The sequence below is a fragment of the Flavobacteriales bacterium genome (assembly GCA_020635395.1).
GTDB lineage: Bacteria > Bacteroidota > Bacteroidia > NS11-12g > UBA9320 > UBA987.
In genome coordinates this window covers 161,499-179,847 of record JACJZV010000005.1, presented here as the reverse complement: position 1 = coordinate 179,847, position 18,349 = coordinate 161,499, and the positions used below count along the sequence as shown (strand labels likewise).

Annotated in this window: 13 protein-coding genes; 5 read left to right on the top strand and 8 right to left on the bottom strand. The window is 37.2% G+C overall.

Translation table 11 applies throughout. From position 1 onward, the window contains the following. Positions 1 to 33: 33 nt before the first annotated feature. The 4 genes from H6607_13390 to rpoN are packed head-to-tail and all read right to left on the bottom strand — an operon-like array spanning position 34 to position 4,287. Entirely contained in the window at positions 34 to 1,365 is a 1,332-nt protein-coding gene (locus tag H6607_13390) for a T9SS type A sorting domain-containing protein (GenBank protein ID MCB9263360.1), read from the bottom strand. Positions 1,366 to 1,395: 30 nt separating this feature from the next. Continuing rightward, the gene (locus H6607_13385) at positions 1,396 to 2,181 is read right to left on the bottom strand and encodes an enoyl-CoA hydratase/isomerase family protein (protein MCB9263359.1); all 786 of its coding nucleotides are present in this window, start codon (positions 2,179 to 2,181) and stop codon (positions 1,396 to 1,398) included. Continuing rightward, positions 2,168 to 2,797, bottom strand: coding sequence for a hypothetical protein (locus H6607_13380; protein MCB9263358.1), 630 nt, complete (start codon positions 2,795 to 2,797; stop codon positions 2,168 to 2,170). The genes H6607_13385 and H6607_13380 overlap by 14 nt, the downstream gene beginning before the upstream one ends. After that, positions 2,797 to 4,287: an RNA polymerase factor sigma-54 gene (gene rpoN, locus H6607_13375; protein ID MCB9263357.1), complete on the bottom strand. Its 1,491-nt coding sequence runs from the start codon at positions 4,285 to 4,287 to the stop codon at positions 2,797 to 2,799. Before rpoN ends, H6607_13380 begins: the two co-directional genes overlap by 1 nt. A gap of 79 nt (positions 4,288 to 4,366) precedes the next feature. Between rpoN and H6607_13370 the strand changes: the two genes are divergently transcribed. Beyond that, positions 4,367 to 5,887, top strand: a complete 1,521-nt coding sequence (locus H6607_13370) for an asparagine--tRNA ligase (protein ID MCB9263356.1) — start codon at positions 4,367 to 4,369, stop codon at positions 5,885 to 5,887. A 73-nt stretch (positions 5,888 to 5,960) separates the two neighbouring features. Beyond that, positions 5,961 to 6,419 carry a hypothetical protein gene (locus H6607_13365; protein MCB9263355.1) on the top strand — a complete coding sequence of 153 codons (459 nt, stop codon included), beginning with the start codon at positions 5,961 to 5,963 and terminating at the stop codon, positions 6,417 to 6,419. Between the two features lie 48 nt (positions 6,420 to 6,467). Here H6607_13365 and H6607_13360 read toward each other — a convergent pair whose 3' ends face one another. Beyond that, complete coding sequence (locus tag H6607_13360) at positions 6,468 to 6,617, bottom strand: hypothetical protein (protein ID MCB9263354.1); 150 nt, start codon at positions 6,615 to 6,617, stop codon at positions 6,468 to 6,470. A 170-nt stretch (positions 6,618 to 6,787) separates the two neighbouring features. Next, positions 6,788 to 7,456, bottom strand: a complete 669-nt coding sequence (locus H6607_13355) for a hypothetical protein (GenBank protein MCB9263353.1) — start codon at positions 7,454 to 7,456, stop codon at positions 6,788 to 6,790. Between the two features lie 141 nt (positions 7,457 to 7,597). Here H6607_13355 and H6607_13350 point away from each other — a divergent pair, with 141 nt between their 5' ends. The 3 genes from H6607_13350 to H6607_13340 all read left to right on the top strand — a co-directional run bounded on the left by H6607_13350 (position 7,598) and on the right by H6607_13340 (position 16,829). Continuing rightward, a complete protein-coding gene (locus tag H6607_13350) occupies positions 7,598 to 11,386 on the top strand; it encodes a hypothetical protein (protein ID MCB9263352.1) in 3,789 nt (1,262 codons plus the stop codon). Positions 11,387 to 11,531: 145 nt separating this feature from the next. Further along, positions 11,532 to 15,683, top strand: coding sequence for a hypothetical protein (locus tag H6607_13345; protein ID MCB9263351.1), 4,152 nt, complete (start codon positions 11,532 to 11,534; stop codon positions 15,681 to 15,683). A gap of 78 nt (positions 15,684 to 15,761) precedes the next feature. Further along, complete coding sequence (locus H6607_13340; GenBank protein MCB9263350.1) at positions 15,762 to 16,829, top strand: WG repeat-containing protein; 1,068 nt, start codon at positions 15,762 to 15,764, stop codon at positions 16,827 to 16,829. Here H6607_13340 and H6607_13335 read toward each other — a convergent pair. Then, on the bottom strand, positions 16,826 to 17,773 hold the full coding sequence (locus H6607_13335; GenBank protein MCB9263349.1) for a hypothetical protein: 948 nt from the start codon (positions 17,771 to 17,773) through the stop codon (positions 16,826 to 16,828). The genes H6607_13340 and H6607_13335 overlap by 4 nt on opposite strands. Before the next feature lie 33 nt (positions 17,774 to 17,806). After that, complete coding sequence (locus H6607_13330; GenBank protein MCB9263348.1) at positions 17,807 to 18,334, bottom strand: hypothetical protein; 528 nt, start codon at positions 18,332 to 18,334, stop codon at positions 17,807 to 17,809. Between the last annotated feature and the right edge of the window lie 15 nt (positions 18,335 to 18,349).

Genomic DNA, 18,349 nt, shown 5'->3' with positions numbered 1-18,349 from the left:
TAGCTGAAAACAACCGACAAGACTACCGGATTCTTAAATTGCTTTTACAACCAGTTCTTTTTTTAGGTCAACTCCTTCGTTTTTAAGAAACAAAAGGTATGTGCCGGCACTCAAGAAGGTCAAATCAAAATAAATGATATAGTCTGTTTTTGTTTTTGATTGCTCATATACTTTTCTACCCAACATGTCATACAACTCCATGGTAAACGCACTATTTTCGATAGAATCGGTGCTAAAACTAAGTTCATTTTCAAATGGGTTGGGGTATAAGGCAGCAAAATGATTAGAAGAAATTGGCTGCTCGGGAAAAATGTATTCGGTCTTGGCAAGTTCGCTTCGGTAGTTTACCAAGTGATACCGCATCACATTTATTTGACGCTCTGTAAACAGGTTTGTGCAGTTGGCTGATGAGTAATCCATATAGTTTTCCACCATGTCTGGTCTGTCATTTTGAATATCATTGCAAGAATTGGCAAATTTAGAACACCCTGATGAGGCTTGCTTGCTGTTTGGTGTGTCGTCTATATAGTCGTCATAGCTACATCCTTGGGAGGCAAACGGGGCATCGCCCCAAATATGACGAAGACCTAAATAATGCCCAACTTCGTGTACTGCCGTTTTTTCGTTGTTGTATTTATTCCTGTCAAGGTTTGCCGGATTGTTTTCGCCTATCACCTCATAATGGATAACCACACCTTGCAAATTGTCGGGTTTGTTGTAGCTCGAAGGCCATAACTTAGTATTTACGGGTGGGTAGGCAAATCCGAGCAAGGCTTGCGAACCTGACGATGTGTTTAGATTACAAATCCAAATATTCAAATATTTTTTGGTATTCCATGGGTCAATGCCACCATTCAAATTAGATTTTACATAGTCTCTAACGTCTGTACTGATGGATGAATAAAAGGTTTGTCTGGAGGTTTGAGTTCGGGTAATGCCATTTGTCGGGTTTCCGTTGGGATCCATAGTGGCCAAATGAAATCGGATGCGTGCGTTTCCGGCAATTGGTTTAAAAAGTTCCCGAGTATTAATCGTGTCTGCATTTTCGCGGTTATAACATTCATTTAAAACTCTCAATTGATTGATAATAAGAGAGTCGTGAATGTTTTGAGCGTTGGTATTATAGACCACATGAAAAACTACTTGTATATGATAAACAGTGTCAATGGGGTCGGCTTTTGAATGACTTTTGGTTTTTGTATTTTCAATTGCACTTTTATATGATTCTTCGGCAATGGTTTTAAATCCAGGAAACTGCTTTTCAAGATAGTTTTCATATTCCACTTGGCCGCATGGTTCGATATATTGAGCAAAACTTTGATGGGCAAACCAAATGCAGAGGGCAATCGTAAAGATGTTTTTCATAAAAAGAGAACAAATAAAATCAAAAAATGATTACCTTCCTTTAAACGAAGGTTTTCTTTTTTCGTTAAATGCTGATACTCCTTCTTTGTAGTCGTCGCTTCTTCCGGCAATGTCTTGACACTGAGCTTCGTATTCTAACATGGTGTCCAAATCAGAATGAAATGATTTGTTCAACATTTTTTTCATTAAAGCAATGGCTTTGGTGGGGGCGGTTTCGTAGTAGGCCGCTATTTCATTCACCGTTTGGTCGAGTTCTTCAGCTGGCACAACTTTGTTTACTATTCCCCATTCAAGGGCTTGTTCTGCTTTTACTTTTGTACCCATTGTGGACATTTCGAAGGCCCTGGCACTGCCCACCAAGCGAGGCAAAAAATAGCTCGAACCAGAATCTAACACCAAACCTACGTTGATGAAAACCTCAATAAAACTGGCAAATTCTGAGGCTACAACATAGTCGCAGGCCAAGGCTAAAGAACAACCAGCTCCGGCTGCCACCCCATTTATTTTTCCGATAATTGGCTTTGGCAAATCTCGCATGGCTTTAATGATGGGGTTGTACCGTTTATCCAATGAATCGCGAAGCGAGCGGTTTTTTGCACCTGCAATTGCCTTTAAATCTTGACCAGAGCAAAACGCTTTACCCGCTCCAGTAAAAACAACCACCCGCACATTATCATCACGTTTGGCCTGTTTCAACGCATCTTGTAGTTCGTAGCTTTGCTCATCGTTAAAAGCGTTAAAAACATCAGGTCTATTAAGGGTTATGGTGGCAACGCCTCCATTTAACTCATATTTTATACAATTATAGTTTTCCATTGAACAGCAAATAAACAGCAATATTGCTAATTAATCCTACAAAAAAACCGAGATATACCTCTGAATGTGTGTGTGCATTTAGCACCAATCTCGACGTTATAACGATGGCCGAAACAAATAGTATGGCCAATACCCAAAACAAAAAGAAAGATTCTTGCGAGCGACCTAAAACAATCATTAAGGTGAGCAAACCAGCCCAGCCAAATGCATGAAAACTGATTTTTTTGAAATAGCTCATTACACCTAAAACACACGAGCCGATGCAGAGGGCAAAAATTAAAACTTCTATTATTCCCTCAATTAAAAAGTTTTGTTGCCGCAAATAGAAGTAGGCCAGTATGTAAACCACCGACATTACAAAGGAGGCTTTAATTCGTTCGGTTTGATTAATTTCTGCCAATTGTTTTAAGGTGGCTTTACCCAAAAGCATCATGGTGGCAAAAAGAGGAATGAGTGATAAAAAACCACTGAAAACGATAATAATGTTGAACTGAGATGTGCCGTAAACGCGGCTTCCTAAAACCGGATGAAATTTAAAAATGACTATCAAGGCATAAATTGGTATAAACACAGGATGCCCAATAATGCTGATAATTTTTGCGGTTTTAAGACTCACTAAAGCTCTTTTCTTAATCGTGCCACCGGAATATTTAGTTGCTCGCGATATTTGGCCACCGTGCGGCGGGCTATGTCATAGCCTTTTTCTTTGAGTAATTCCTGTAGTCTTCCATCGGTCAGTGGCGAGCTCTTGTTTTCGGCACCAATGGCATCGCTAAGTATTTTCTTCACCTCTTTATTAGAAACCTCTTCTCCACTGGCCGTTGTAATGCCTTCTGAGAAAAAATGTTTTAAAAGAAAAATGCCAAAATCGGTTTCAACATATTTGCTGCTGGCCACCCGCGATATGGTTGAAATATCCAAATGTACCCTTTCTGCAATATCTTTTAAAATCATGGGTCTCAGCTTGGTTTCATCACCGCTCAAAAAATATTCTTTTTGCAATTCAACAATGGCGTTCATGGTTATCAAAAGGGTGTTTTGTCGTTGCTTAACGGCATCAACAAACCATTTGGCTCCATCAAGTTTTTGCTTTATAAACTGCACGGCATCTTTCATGTTTTTATCAGGCTTTTTGGCTTTTTCATATCCTTTTAGGGTTTCCATAAAATCAGCAGAAACCTTGAGCGTAGGGGTGTTTCTGTTGTTTAATTCTACCTCAAGTTCGCCGTATCTTTCTTTTACTATAAAATCCGGAATTATATAGTCGGTTTGTGAGCTGCTGTCGCCGCTGGCGGCTGGTTTGGGGTTTAGTTTGGCAATAAAAGAAATGGCTTCTTTCAAAAAATCTTCTTCAATATCAAGCTTTTTAATGAGCTTGCTATAGTGCTTTTTCGAAAAATCTTCCATGTGTTTTTCAATGATTTCGTATGCCAATTTCGTTATGGCGGTATTTTTGGTTTTGGCTTTAAATTGAATTTGGAGCAACAAACACTCTTGCAAACTTCTGGCACCAATGCCAGGCGGCTCTAAATCCTGAATTTTTGCCAAAACATTTTCAAGCTCTTTTTCTGTGGCTCTGATATTTGATGAAAAAAGTAGGTCGTTGGCAATGCTTCTCAATGGCCTTCTCAAATATCCGTCATCTTCTATCGTGCCAATGATTTGGTCGGCCAAAATATGCTCGTGCTCGTCTTTTAAATTTGGGCTAACTTGCTCAAAAAGTCTTTCTCGAAAGGAAATAGATGAATTGATTGGGGTGAATTCCCTGTCATCATCGTCATTATTGTTGTTGTATTGGTCGTTTAGTTGAATTCCACCTTCATCGTCAGTCAAATAATCCGAAATGTCAATTTCGTCTTTTGATGAGCTTTCGTAGTCAAAATTGTCATCATCACCGCTGTCATTGCTGCTTGAGTAGTCGTATTCTTCTTCATAATTTCCGGTGTCTGTCTCATCCTTTCCGGTTTCCAATGCAGGGTTTTCAATAAGTTCTTCTTCTACTTTTTGCTCAAAATTCAAGGTATTTAGTTCCAACAACTTAATGAACTGAATCTGCTGAGGAGACAGTTTTTGAAGTAGTTTCTGACTTAACGATTGTTTTAGCATAATTACCTTTGCAAAACGCTTATGTCTATGACATTATAGCCTTATTTTTGCCCAAAATTAGACAATTGCATTGTATTAAATGAAAACTTATATAAAAGATTTATCTACAAAACAGGACACAACGGTATCATTGAGCGGGTGGGTTCAGAACAAACGGGAGAGCAAAGGATTGGTTTTTTTGATTTTGCGAGACGGCACCGGCTTTTGTCAATGTATTGTAGATGCTAATAGCATATCGGAAGAAACGTTTGCTGCTGCCGCGGCGTTAGGGCTGGAAAGCAGCCTTACTTTAGAAGGAAAAGTGGTGGCCGACGAACGACAAATTGGTGGTTTTGAAGTGCATGTAAGTTCTATAAAGGTTTATCAAAATTGTGCAGACTATCCTATAGCCAAAAAAGAACACGGCATCGACTTTTTGATGGATAAACGACATCTTTGGTTGCGAAGCAAACGCCAATGGGCCATAATGAAAGTGCGAAACCGGGTGATTTTTGCCATTCACAACTTTTTTCAAAAAGAAGGCTTTGTGCAAATGGATGCCCCCATTTTTACGGGCAACGCCTGCGAAGGCACCACTGATTTGTTTGAAACAGACTTTTTTGGCGAGCCTGCCTACTTGTCTCAATCCGGACAATTGTATGGCGAAGCAATGGCAATGGCAATGGGTAAAATTTACACCTTTGGCCCAACCTTTCGGTCAGAAAAATCCAAAACCCGCCGGCACCTTGCCGAGTTTTGGATGATTGAACCCGAAATGGCGTTTTATGACATATATGACAATATGGATTGTATCGAAGATTTTATTCGATATGTGGTGGGCGATGTGGTGGAAAACTGTGCCGCAGAGCTGGAGGTTTTGGAGAGAGATACAACCATTCTCAAAAAAACAATTGAACCTTTTGTAAGATTGACCTATGACGAGGCTGTGGCCATTATTAGAGGCGAAAATCAAGTAAACGGGAAGCAAACCATTGCGGTGTTGGAGGAAGATTTGGCCAATGTGCAAAACAAAATTGCCGAGTTGAAAAACGACATTGCAGAGCGGGAAGCAGGTATTGCCAAAGGTGGTATGAAGAAAGGCCAAATAAACTTTAATATGAGTACCATCGACAAGAATAAAAATATCATAAAACAACTGGAGGAAGATGAACGAAACATACCACAGTGGATAGCTTCGGCCAAAAATTTTGTGTATGGCAATGACTTTGGCGGAAGTGATGAGACCGTGCTTACCCGAATGTTCGACGTTCCGGTGATGGTGTACGACTGGCCGCACGAGGTAAAGGCCTTTTATTTAAAACGAAACCCCGAAAATCCAAGATTTGCAAGAGGCGTGGATATGTTGGCTCCCGAAGGATATGGCGAGGTTGTGGGAGGTGGCGAGCGTGAAACCAACGAGCAATTTTTGATAGAAAAAATCAACGGACACGGCCTGCCGATGGAGGAATTTGAGTGGTATTTGGATTTACGTCGTTTTGGCTCAGTGCCTCACTCTGGTTTTGGGCTTGGTTTAGAGCGATTGGTGGCTTGGATTTGCAAATTGCCGCATGTTCGCGAAACCATTCCGTTTCCACGAATGTATGGGCGGTTGAAACCGTAATGGGTCAATTGATTCACCACGGTGAATGGCGAGATTTGAATGCTCTCTTAATGTAGCTTAATTTCTTAATGGTTTGAAAAACAAAGAAATACAATATTTGATTTTGATATTTTTGGCCATAGGAATTGTCTCTTGTCACGGAAATAGTACGTCAAGAGTGGGAGAGATTGCCTCTGTCGATTCATTAAATATCAATGAAACTAAAAAAAATGACACACTTTTTGGAGCATGGGGAAATGAACCCGGTTGGCGATTGTTGGTGTATGAATCGGCAAACGAAATAAAACCGTTTCATTTATTGCTCGATTATGGCCAAGATTCGATGATAGGTGCTTGTCAATGGAGCATTTCACCAAACTCGCAAATGACCGATACCATTACGCTTAACGATTCATTAAAAACGCTCATTGTAATTTCGAAAAAAGAATGTTACGATGACGGAGAAGGTAAACATACGCATGAGGTAATTTTATTGAACGGAAAATCCTGTTATCGAGGTTGTGGCGACGAAATTAGGCGGATAAATAAATAGGTTTCATTCAATTCTCGCAAAGCTGGTTTGGTTCATTTAATGGTTTGCTTAGCGGTTTAGCACTTGGTCAACTTCATTTTGGTTGGCAAAATCACCACTTTTTGCGGCTTCAATTCCTTCGGCAAGTAATTTCGCTTCTATTGGCGATAATTTAACGCTATCTTGTTTCGAATCTATCATCTCACTATATTCCTCCATCGAAAGCATTATCACACCCTTGTCTTTTCCTCTGTTAATAATAATTGATTCGCGTTCGTCGGTTATTTTGTCGAGATAGGTTTCATCTCTTTTCTAAAATTAGATAAAGTTGTTGTAATCCTTTTTGTATCTATATCTGTACAAATATAGGTAAGGTTTTTAGGGGTTGATTAATCTGTTTTATAACTAACATTTTCAACAATACCCAATAACTCTTCATTGGTTAGTAAACCTTTAAATTCGGGTATGTACCTGAAAATTGGGTACTTTTTGTTCATTTTGTAAAGAATTACCCACTCTTTTAAAGAATATTGATTGAACACAAGTTCGTGAAAACAGCGGTAAAACTGAGTAGAATCTGCACCATTAAAGGTGTTTATCGAAATACAAAGGTTTGGATGGTAAAACATAAAAACGAAATTTTTTTCAAATTTTAGTGAGTCGAATAGAAAGCAAAGTTGGCTCTTGTCAGCTGATAAAAGTATATTGTTCGTGTCAATTTTCGAAATGAGGTTACTATCAATATCAATCGATATAATATCCAATCTTGAAAGACTGTCCATTTCTTTTACAAAATTAAAAACCCAAGCGTTCAATGGGGCTTTGTAACTGTTGGTGAAAAATGGTTTTGAGTAAAGAATGATTGCAGAATCTTTTTGAATACTTGGAGTTTTGTGCAGATAATGTGCTCCAATGCTATCCTTAATATAAATAAACTCCTCTTCTATTCCCGAATATCGGTAATATAGAGCCAACTGAATATGAAATGATTGAATGTCTTGGGCTAAAGCAAAGAGTTTAAACACGCAAATCTGCAGTACTATTAAAAATGATTTCATAATGGGTAGGATGATTAAAAGGCTTTGAAGGTTGCTTGTATAAAAAGCCAAGTATAAAGTTTGGAATGTTTACAATAGAGATTTGCAATGAAATTTACTCACTTTCGTTAACTTGCTAACGAAAAACAAGTTTTGAACCGCATGAAACACAAAATAATCCTTCTGCTATTTATTTGCTTGTTTGGCTCGGTGCAAAAATCTTGGTCTTCATCGGGCGATACGATAATTTACCAAAAACCTTGTTTCGATTACGTGCGAATGGCCGTAAAACTGGGCGAAAACCGCTGGAAAATAACCGAGAAAAAAGGGAACATTTTGCTTTTTGAAGGGGAGTATGAAATATCGCATTTTACGCACGATATGTTGTTAACCAAATTTAACTATCATTTCGATTGTACCAAATTTTTGGAAAAATACTATAGCATGGAGGGTGTTTTAAGACTAACATTTAATGAACACAATCCCGATAGCTTTGTTGTACAAATTTTTGAAAATAAAACCTTAGTTTATTCCTATGTTTTTAATCACAACTTGAAGATTGATTTTGTTAGAATCCTTAATATACAGGATGACCAAGATGTGCTGTTTACGAAACTGATGGCATTTCAACCTAACCAAGTGAACCATTATGTTGATGAACAAATTTTTGAGAATTATCAATTGCACAATGTGGAAGAGAATCCGTTTTATTACCAAACGTATTATAGGAACAATCAAGAAATTCAAAGAAATACTTGGGATGTAGAGCCTGAAAGAACCAATAGTAAGTATGCGAAATCTCAAAAAATACAACTAGTTTTTGGGTTAAAACATGTAACTCGGTATCCTCATAAACATATCGAATATTATTCGGACTACTCGGTAAAAGCCGAATTCACATTGGACAGCACTTTTTTGAGCAGGGTATATTTTTTCACAAATGGCAAGGTAATGGATACTAGTTTTTGGGCAATTCAATGGCTTCCGAAGTTAGTATCTGGAGATACCATGAAGCCGCAAACAGTATTGCTATATCAGGAAGTTTTTGATAAAAATGGAAATCAAACGTACTTTTTTCAGACAAACGAATTTTTGCCTGAAAATGCTCCGGTTTTGCAAGCGAGTTCGGCCTATTTTACTCAAAATATTTGGACTCCATCTCCCAATCTAAGTAAGTCCTTGTGGTCATCCGATTCAATAACCATTCTGGAAAAAGAGGAAGAATATAAAGTCAAATCACGCAAAGCAAATGTTTATGACTATTTGAATGTTACTGTAAAAAAAGACTTTGAAACTTGTCTTTTTGGACTTTGGTCTCTTACTCAGGATAAATATACCACATCACCTCAGTATTTGGAAATCAGTGCATTGGGAAGTGATGGCTCGTTTTTTAAAGTGACCGATGATTATCATTCATATTTAATTATAGATGCAAAAAATAAGGTGTTGTTTAGTTCATATTCCGATTTTGAGGTGGAACCTTTTGGTGCGTTTTACAAACTTCTTCAAAACGACACGCTGTATTTTTTTTCACCTGAGTTTAATCTTGTGTTTAAAGTTAAACAAACCGCAACCATGAATGCCTATGGGCAGCATTTGTGGGTATTGGATGAAGAGAATAACCGTACCCATTTTTTTACGTTGCAAAGAGATACTATAATCACCCATTCGATAGCCGATAAACTTACTGAAACAACGCTGAAATATCATTTCAGAAGGTTCCACGTTTTTACAGATATGCACCACATCTATCAATTACAAACTAAGGGTTTAACGGAGGTGTGGGCCACGAGTGATACCATTTTGGCTGTTAAAACCAGATCTGACTATATGGATTTTATAGCGTCGTTCAAGGGGAATAAACTGAGTTTTTATGATGTTACGAATACACGGTTAAAGGCATATACCCTTGAAATGGACAATCCACAGGAAACGCTGAATGAACTTACGGAACGCCGTAACTACTGGAGAAATAAAGGTTACTTTACTAAATCTGATGATTTTTTAATATACACGTTTCAAGGCAAAAAGGGGTGTTTTAACGGTACACTTTTGCCAGTTTTGGCTCCAGAGTGGGATGATATAGATGTAGAAAACAAAATAGCCACGAAACTTGGTTTAAAATATAAGTTTAACGACGGTGGTGATGTGTTTACACTTCCTCAGGAATGTGTAGAAACCAACATCCTTGGTGTTAGATGTAATTTTTATGTAAACCGAGAGAAAGGAATAGTAGTGGTAAAAGATCGAATGTATTATCTGGCATCGCTAATTGAATGCATTGGCATATTCAAACATGGCTTTGATGAAAACTACGAGTTTCACCAAGCAGTATTAATAACCACTGATAACAGAATGTATCAAATTCAGTCGGATAGCCTCTGGTTAATGCAGGATGCAACTGGTATTTTGAGGGTGATAAATTCTACTGATAAATATGTTTACGTTTATGGAGAGCGTTTGGAGTTTCCGTTTGACAGAGTGGATCAAATGGGCGGGGAAATATGGCTAAACACCATGATTAAAGCCAACGAAACGTTAAAGGTAACTGATGGAAGGCATACCTATTTGTTGGATTTGAGCAATAAAGAAAAAAGAATTGCGGACGATAGAGGTGGCCAGGAAAAAGAGATATGGGGACAAGTGTATGGTTATAACGCTTTGGGGCAGTTATACTATAGAAATTGTGACAATTACGTGTTTTATCCGGAATGTTACGTCCACATGAAGGTGCTTAATCATCAAAACATTAATTTATTACTGATAACCACCGATTACGAAAAGGATAAAGGTAATGGATTACCGTTTTACCTATTGATGAATCCGGATACTAAACAAACTACGAATTTTTGGATAAGGCCATACGTGTATGATGCCGGAAAATATTGTATGGTGCAAGACAGCCGTAATTTTTATCATGTAGTCGATGCCGATTTGAATGAGATGTTACCATTTTCGGAAATGAAGGAAGTCCAATATAAATACAATCATTATTACGTTTACTGCCAAAATCGATGGTATCGCTATAGTTTGGAGAACAAAAAGGTTGACACTTTATCAACCGAATTAAGATATTTCGACGAAAAGAAATACTCGTGCATTGAACAAGGTGAAATTCGGGTTTACACCTATGAACATATACTACTCGCGGCTTCCGGTAGTTATTTTATCGACAACTTGACGACCATAACGGAGTTAGATATTCAGGATTCCGTGATAAGTTATAATTACTGGTACTACTTTTATGATGGCCAAATGCCCTATTATAGCAGCCGCCAAAAAATGTTATTTAAAGCATTTATGCTTACTGAAGGATATAATTCAGTAAATTCTACTTTACCTACCATAGATTTTCCGGAGTATATGAATATCACAGAGAAACAAAGGAAAATAAAATCAAGGGGGTGTAACCTCAAACCCGTAGATAGAAATGATGAGAGCGATATGTATGCCGAAGAGTTTGATAGATACGTTTATCGTGATTCTACCTTTTTAAAAGGTGCTAATCTCAATCAGCGGGATTGGGTTGCGTATGTTAAATCTATTTTGGAACATCGACTGGCTCATTTAAACTTACGATACGACGATTTTTATTGTTACTCTAATGGCTTGCTATATTACCATGGATTGTATATTGAACTTTTGGACAGCGGGTATAGGTGTTGGACTTTCGAAAACATTTTTGATACCACCAAATTAACTTCACTTACCGAGTATTTGCAGCATCAAGTTTCGCTCAACCCGTCGTTTTGGGGTGTTACCTGCTCGCAAGATTTAGAGAAATACAACTTGGAATATTTTGCAGCAAAATTTGGGATAGAAAACAAGGTTTTTTTCTTTCAGCAACCCGATAATAATCAACAGTCAAGTGGCTTAAGATTAACTTATGACGACCTAAAAGAATACATGACACCCGAGGCCAAAGCCTTGTTTGAAAACATTATGAAGTAAAATTAAATCTAACGGGGTGGTTGATGTCAGTTTTTTAGCAAAATGTGAAAGTTGGCGAACTAATTTTGTTCGGTACGAAAAACCTCAATACAAAAAATCAAACCACTTTCGTTAACTTGCCAACGAAAAACAAGTTTTGAACCGCATGAAACACAAAATAATCCTTCTCTTTTTGGCTTGCTTGTTTGGCTCTATGCAAAAATCTTGGGCTGCAACTAGTGACACGATTATCTACCAAAAACCTTGCTCCGACTATGTTCGAATGGCCGTAAAACTGGGCGAAACCCGCTGGAAGGTAATTGAGAAAAAAGGGAGTATTTTACTTTTTGAAGGGGAGTATCAACTATCAAATTTCACGAAAGAAGCTTTGTCGGCAGGGAATTTTTATAGTCATTTTGGGAGTCAAAAATTTATAGAGAAATACTATACCATTGATGGTAAACTACAACTGATTTTGGAGGTTTTTTCCATAGATAGCTTTTTAGTTAGAATGTATGAAAATGGGAGAAATTGGTCGGAATATGAATTCTTTAAAACCAAAATATGGTCGTTGGATGAAATATTTGTACGAAGAATAAAAGAGGAGCGGTTTTTTTATGTAATGTTGGCTAAAAATCCGCAAAAAATAACCAAATACATCAACGGAAAACGATTCGAAGTGTATGAAAAGCAGGAAAACAAGAACTTCTATCTACAAACTATTTATAAAGATGATGCGGTAATTCAAAAAAACGTTTTTAAAAGTTATTATATTTCCTTTAGAGGTGAAAGAGATGACTTGGATTTGAAGAACTTCATTTATGACTTAAATGCGGTAAAGGCTTTTGATTATGCATTTTCTAATCCGCACATCGAGTTTTATAATGATTACACCATGAAAAGAAAAATTTCGATTAACGGACATTTTGAAACACGACTTCACTTTGATGAACATGGTCATATTATTGATAGTTCAGTTTATGCAATAGTGCCAAACCCTGATAATTATTCAGCTTCAAAAGGTGATACAACTTGGGTGGATGTTCCTTTGTATAATAATTATGTTGACTCGACAGGAAAAGTACTTTTTCTTTATCAAGTGGAGCATAATGAAAATAAAACAATTATTACTTGGAGTGAAGAGGTTAGAGACAGCCTCATTGAAATAAGAAAAGAAATTTCGCCCAAACAATGGCACGACCGCATTGGGTATTTATTGCCTCGTGTGTATCAGTACAAGGCTTCGCCTAAAAAGGTAAAAAATGAATATAAAACCGAAATTTTTTACAACGGAAATTTGTTGAAATCGTACCAAACAGTATTGGATTTTAACGAAAACTATAAAATGGTTAATTATTTCTATTTTTTAGAAAATGAGGCCCACTACACCATGACGTTTATGGAAGAACATGACGAATTGAAATCGGGAGATTACATTCATGGAGAGGATATTTGGCTTGATTCTTCCATTATAATTCGCAATAAACTAACGCCAGAAACGCTCTGTTCTGTTAATCCAATTGAATCGTGGGATCAAAATGTGTTCAATGCAAACTTACACGACTTGCATGCCTCGATAAAAAAGGATTTTGAACTTTGTCTTTACGGAATTTGGTCGCGAACACAAGGTAAATATACCGCACCACCAGAGTATATAGAAATAGTTGGGCTCAATCCCGAATACCCAATTTTTTTTAAAGCAACCAAAGATTACAAGGAGTTTTTGGTAATAAATGGCCAAAATGAGGTACTGTTTCGGAGTAACGAAAATTTTAGATCGGGAAAAGTTGGAGAATTCTATTATGTCCAGATGTCGGATGGCACCCACGTTTTTACACCCGAATTTAAAGAGATGCATGTCAATGAAACATTATACGATTTTGGTACTTACCAAAATCATGTGATAATAAGGGATGAAACGGAAAATCAAACCCTCGTTTTTTCGGTAACCAAAGATTCAGTAATAAAAGAAGTATTTAGCAATTATTTGTTTGATGCCCGTTTAAAGGAAGGGTCACAAAATTTGTATCTACTTCACGACCACTTTACTATATATACGTTTAGGAATAATGGTATTCAGCCCATATATACCACAGACGATACCATTTATACGGTTGATAAAGACGACCTCAGTTTTATGATTGCCATAAACAAAACAAATTGGCGTTTCATCCATTTCGAAAACCCCTATTTGATAAGCTATTCTATTGAAACCGACAGCCAACAAAATTTATTCGACGAGATAAATTACAGACGCCAAAAATGGGGGAGCAGTAATAACCTTTCTTATTCAGACAATATAGCGGTGTATTACAACAAAGGTAAGAAGGGCTGCATCAACGGGAAACTGTTTCCGGTTTTATTGCCCGAATGGGATGATATAGATGTGGGAAATTACGTGGCCACCAAAGAGGGAAAATCTTACCGATTTAATACTTCTGGGGATCGAATCTTGCTTCCTTTTAGCAGGGTAGAAATTGAATATAAAGAATCAAAAATAGCAATGTTTGTCAGCGATGATCGCAAGACATTGGATTACCAAGGAATGCTTTATCACCTGGTATCTCCCATCAAACATGCTGGTTGGTTTACAACATCGTATAGTGAAGATAGGTATGGCGATGTTTTTATTTCGGTCATAACCGAAGATGGGGCAATTTATGAGCTAAATTGGCATTCACTCCGAAAATTGGAAACACCTGCCACAGGTATTTTTACCCATGCTTCAACCGATAAAAAAACAATTTATTTAAATGGAGAGCAGGTAGGTCAAGAATATGACCGTGTGTATAAAGTGGGTGAAATAAAGTTTTTGAATCCACTTTTAAAATCGGCAAATCAGCTAAATGCTGTGATAGGAAATGTTACTTACTCTATTGATTTGTCTGACAAAACCATCAAACAAACCAATTCGGCCATTGGCAGGGAGCAAGAAATAAACGGCCATATTTTTGGCTACGACAATCAGTTTAAACTGTATTACAACGCATGCGACAAAATCCGTTATCTGCCCGATAGTTTTCAGTCGTATCAACTGTTTGAACTTTACAATTCCGATTTGGTGTTGGCATCAACCCAACCAAAAAATGATGGATATTATAACTCGAATTATTATCTCACAAACCTGATAACCGGAAAAACCAGCACCTACCAAATTAGTGGAAGCATATTTCCACAAGATAATTATTTATTGGTTAGAGATGCAAGCAGTAGATACCATTTAATTGATGAAAACCTGAACGAAATTTTGCCTTTTTCGGCAATTCAAAAAGTGACTTTTATGTCCGACTATGCGTTTATCAGAACTGGTAAACAGTGGTATCGCTACAATTTAAGCACAAAAAAAACAGACACGTTAAACTTTGAACTTAAATATTTCGACCGAGAAAAATACGCTTGCACTACCGACCATGAGATAAGAGTTTACAACTACAAAAACGAGCTTTTAGCAACGTCAGACCGTTATTTTTTGGATGATTTGACTCAATTGGAAAGTCTAAATATTTCGGATACTTTTTCAGGATTGAAAAGGTATGTTTACAGCAACATATCTCATATCACACCTTTACAATCATCTTTTCTAAAAGTATTTCACTTAATGACTTGGAATATTGGAAACGATTACCGTGGCGGAGGGCAATTAAGGTTGGTCGATTTTCCTGATAAAACGTATCATGAGGAGAAAGAAAAATACTTGTCAAAAAACGAGGAAGTTGAAACGGACAGGTTTGTTGTGGAAGAAGAATTTGGATTCGGTGAACGCTATGAAATGTTTGAAGAAGGAATGATTGAGTTTGAGGTGTATTCAGGTGATTCTTATTTTTCTCACCCGTTTAAAGGGTATAAAGCAAACTTTGAAGAGCAAAATTTAGAATTTGAGAAATACCTAACCAGTTTGGATTTTGATTATGAGAATTTTTATTTTCTGCCAAATGGGTTGGTAAAGGTTTCGTTTAGTTCAAACTACAGTGGTGGCTATCCTCATACCAATTGTGGTTTGTACATCGAATTGCGGGACAGCGGCTACAAACTGTGGACTTTCGAAAACATTTTTGACACCACAAAATTAACGCAACTTACAGAGTATTTGCAGCATCAAGTTTCGCTTAACCCGTCGTTTTGGGGTGTTACCTGCTCGCAAGATTTGGAGAAATACAACTTGGAATATTTTGCTAAAAAATTTGAAATAAACGACAAATTCGAAATTCAACACCCCGATGATTATAAGCATTTGGGTGGCTTAAGATTAACTTATGACGACCTAAAAGAATACATGACACCAGAGGCCAAAGCCTTGTTTGAATCAACAATGAAGTAAAAACGAAAACTCATTTGGCGGTTGCGTTGCCTCAACTTTTTCTTTTTTGAAGATTTGAAAGCGTACTTTCGGTTGCAAATGAAAGCACGACGATTTGTATTATTCATTGTGTTGGGTGCAAATGGATTTTTAACAAATGCCCAACATTATTCCTTTGACTTTGACCAACCTGCTTTGGCTCCCGACACGTTTTATTTTCCGTTTTACAATGGCCTCCAGCTTATTGTTATAGACCATGCCAGCCGATACGAAATGTGGATGATGGGTCACTCGCACATGGGACAAATACCCTCCTTTAGAGGAAAAAGCATGAACGAATATTGTGTAAGAGATAGCTCAGGGCAAATCATCAAAACCTATAACTCAAATGTAAAACCCAACGAAGCCACACTTCTTTTAAGAGAGGTCTCCTATACTGATACTGGAATTGCATTTGAATCCTATCGCGAATCCATTGCTCAAAACTATAACTTTGGATTGGTAACGGATAGTTTTAGTGCACTTCCTTCAAACTTCTATTCTGATGATTCAACCATTCGGTTTGGGTTAATTGATACTTTTGGGCAACTTACTGTTCCCATTATTTACAATCAATTGATACACTTAGATAACGGTTTATATTTGGCTTACAACCACAATAAACTTGGAATTATTTCGAATACCAACGACACGTTTGTGTCTATAGAACATGAGCGATATCAGCAATCGGGACGAAAAGATAATTTGATTTATTTTATTGATGGAGGGCGATATACGTTGGAGGTAAACATCCTGACAAAACAGACGGTTGATTTAAGCCATTTGGAGGTGGGAATGTTTGACCCCGACAATGGCATTGTGCTATATAACGTTGATGGAAAGCAAGGGTTGATGGATGTTTTTTCGGGCAAGGTTCTTATTCCGTGCAAGTACAGCAGGGTGGTGACATGGCATTATTATTCTGATTTTAGATATTTGGAATACGGAATAGCCGTAGTTACTTTAAACGGTAAATACGGCTTGGTTCAAGTGGGCGGAAAAACCATTTTGCCCTGCGAGTATGACGACATTGAACGTGGCAATCGGTCGCCGGACGATATGATTAGAGCGTATAAAAATGGAAAAAAAGTAGAGATTCCGTTTGAACTGGTGCCGATGAAACGTTAGGGGTTAGAGTCAGTAATTTTATTAATCCGTAAACTGTTTTTTTTATGTCGAACACCTATTGCAAATATTGAAATTAAAATCAGCAGAAGAAACCAACCATTTTCAAATAAATCATTCAAACCATTTTTTTTTGGTTTGGAGGAAATATTATTTTTATCAATCTCTGTTTTAATATTAATATCCTCAACCAAGTGGCTTATTGAATCATTGTAGTGTATGCATCCTCCACAAGTAAATGCTGTTCCTTGCTTATTTTTTATAAGTTCAACAATATTTTGAACTTTTTGGTCAAAAATCATTCCTTGCGATTCTAAGGTAAGTATTCCTTCAAGTGCATAAAGTTGAATTTCTGCGGTGGCAGATTTAAGCCATTTTATCAATGTGGCGGTATCTTTAGATGTTACCAATTTTTCCATTTTTAGCCTGTGGTCGGGGTCAATTCCATTAATACCACATTTTTTTCCGAATCGGATGTTGGTAACAAATAACTCATCAAAATTTAATGGCGAATGATAAATGCTGTCGAACTTGGTTTTAAAAACGGCCAACATCTCGGTTGATTCTTTTTTTAAAGACCTTTCACCTTTAAGCACGTTGTAAAAAATAATATTTCCTTCTGAGGTTTTAATTAATTTTACGCTAAACTCATATACGGATTCGATATGCGGTTCTTTAGCATCTTTAACATATTTTTTGAACTCAATAAGTTGTTCAGAATATCTTGGTATTATTTCTCTTTCTAAAACGGTATACCATTCATATTCAATTTTATCGGTTGATTTTGCTTTGAAATCAATCAGTTTGTCAACCAATTTTTGATAGTTAAGGCCGCTGCAAACACGTACAAGTTCCTTTCCTTCTTGGGCATAAATTTTGCCAAAAATGAGGAACAAAAGTAAAAATGCTGAAATGCCCTTCTTATTCAGTTGTTTATAGATAATCATTTGATACAAATATATTGATTTGCTGTTGGTGGTTTATTTTAAAAGTGGCACTCTGTTTTCTTTGCTCAAGTATTTTTCGATGGGGTCGGTGTAAAAACAATCTGCGTCGCCATCACATTTTAGGGCATACCCATCGGTAGCCACAATATAAAAACTGTGCTGTGTGTGCGTTGGTGCAGGGTAATCGCTAAAATACAATTCCACCAAAAAAATCTTTTTTCCGGTGGTGTCAATGTCTTCAAACTCAAAACTAAATTCGGCTTCGGAGGCCATAGCAATCGGACTTTCGGCAAATACATTGGTGTCTCGCCATTCGTCGGGCACATTAAAAAAGGTTACACCCTCAAAAATCAGGTCGTAGTTACGGTAATAAATTCGGTCGAACGAGCAACTGATAACCAGCTTACCGCCCACAAATTCCCGAATCCAATAGCCATCCCACATACTTTCGTATTGTGGCCTTCCCTCACCAAACAACGGCAATTTTTGCATAAAACGAAGATAGGGGATTTTTGGGTTTGGTGGTGTAAGCATATGCAAAGTTGGATAAACAAACGCCATTGTGCCAAGAGCTCG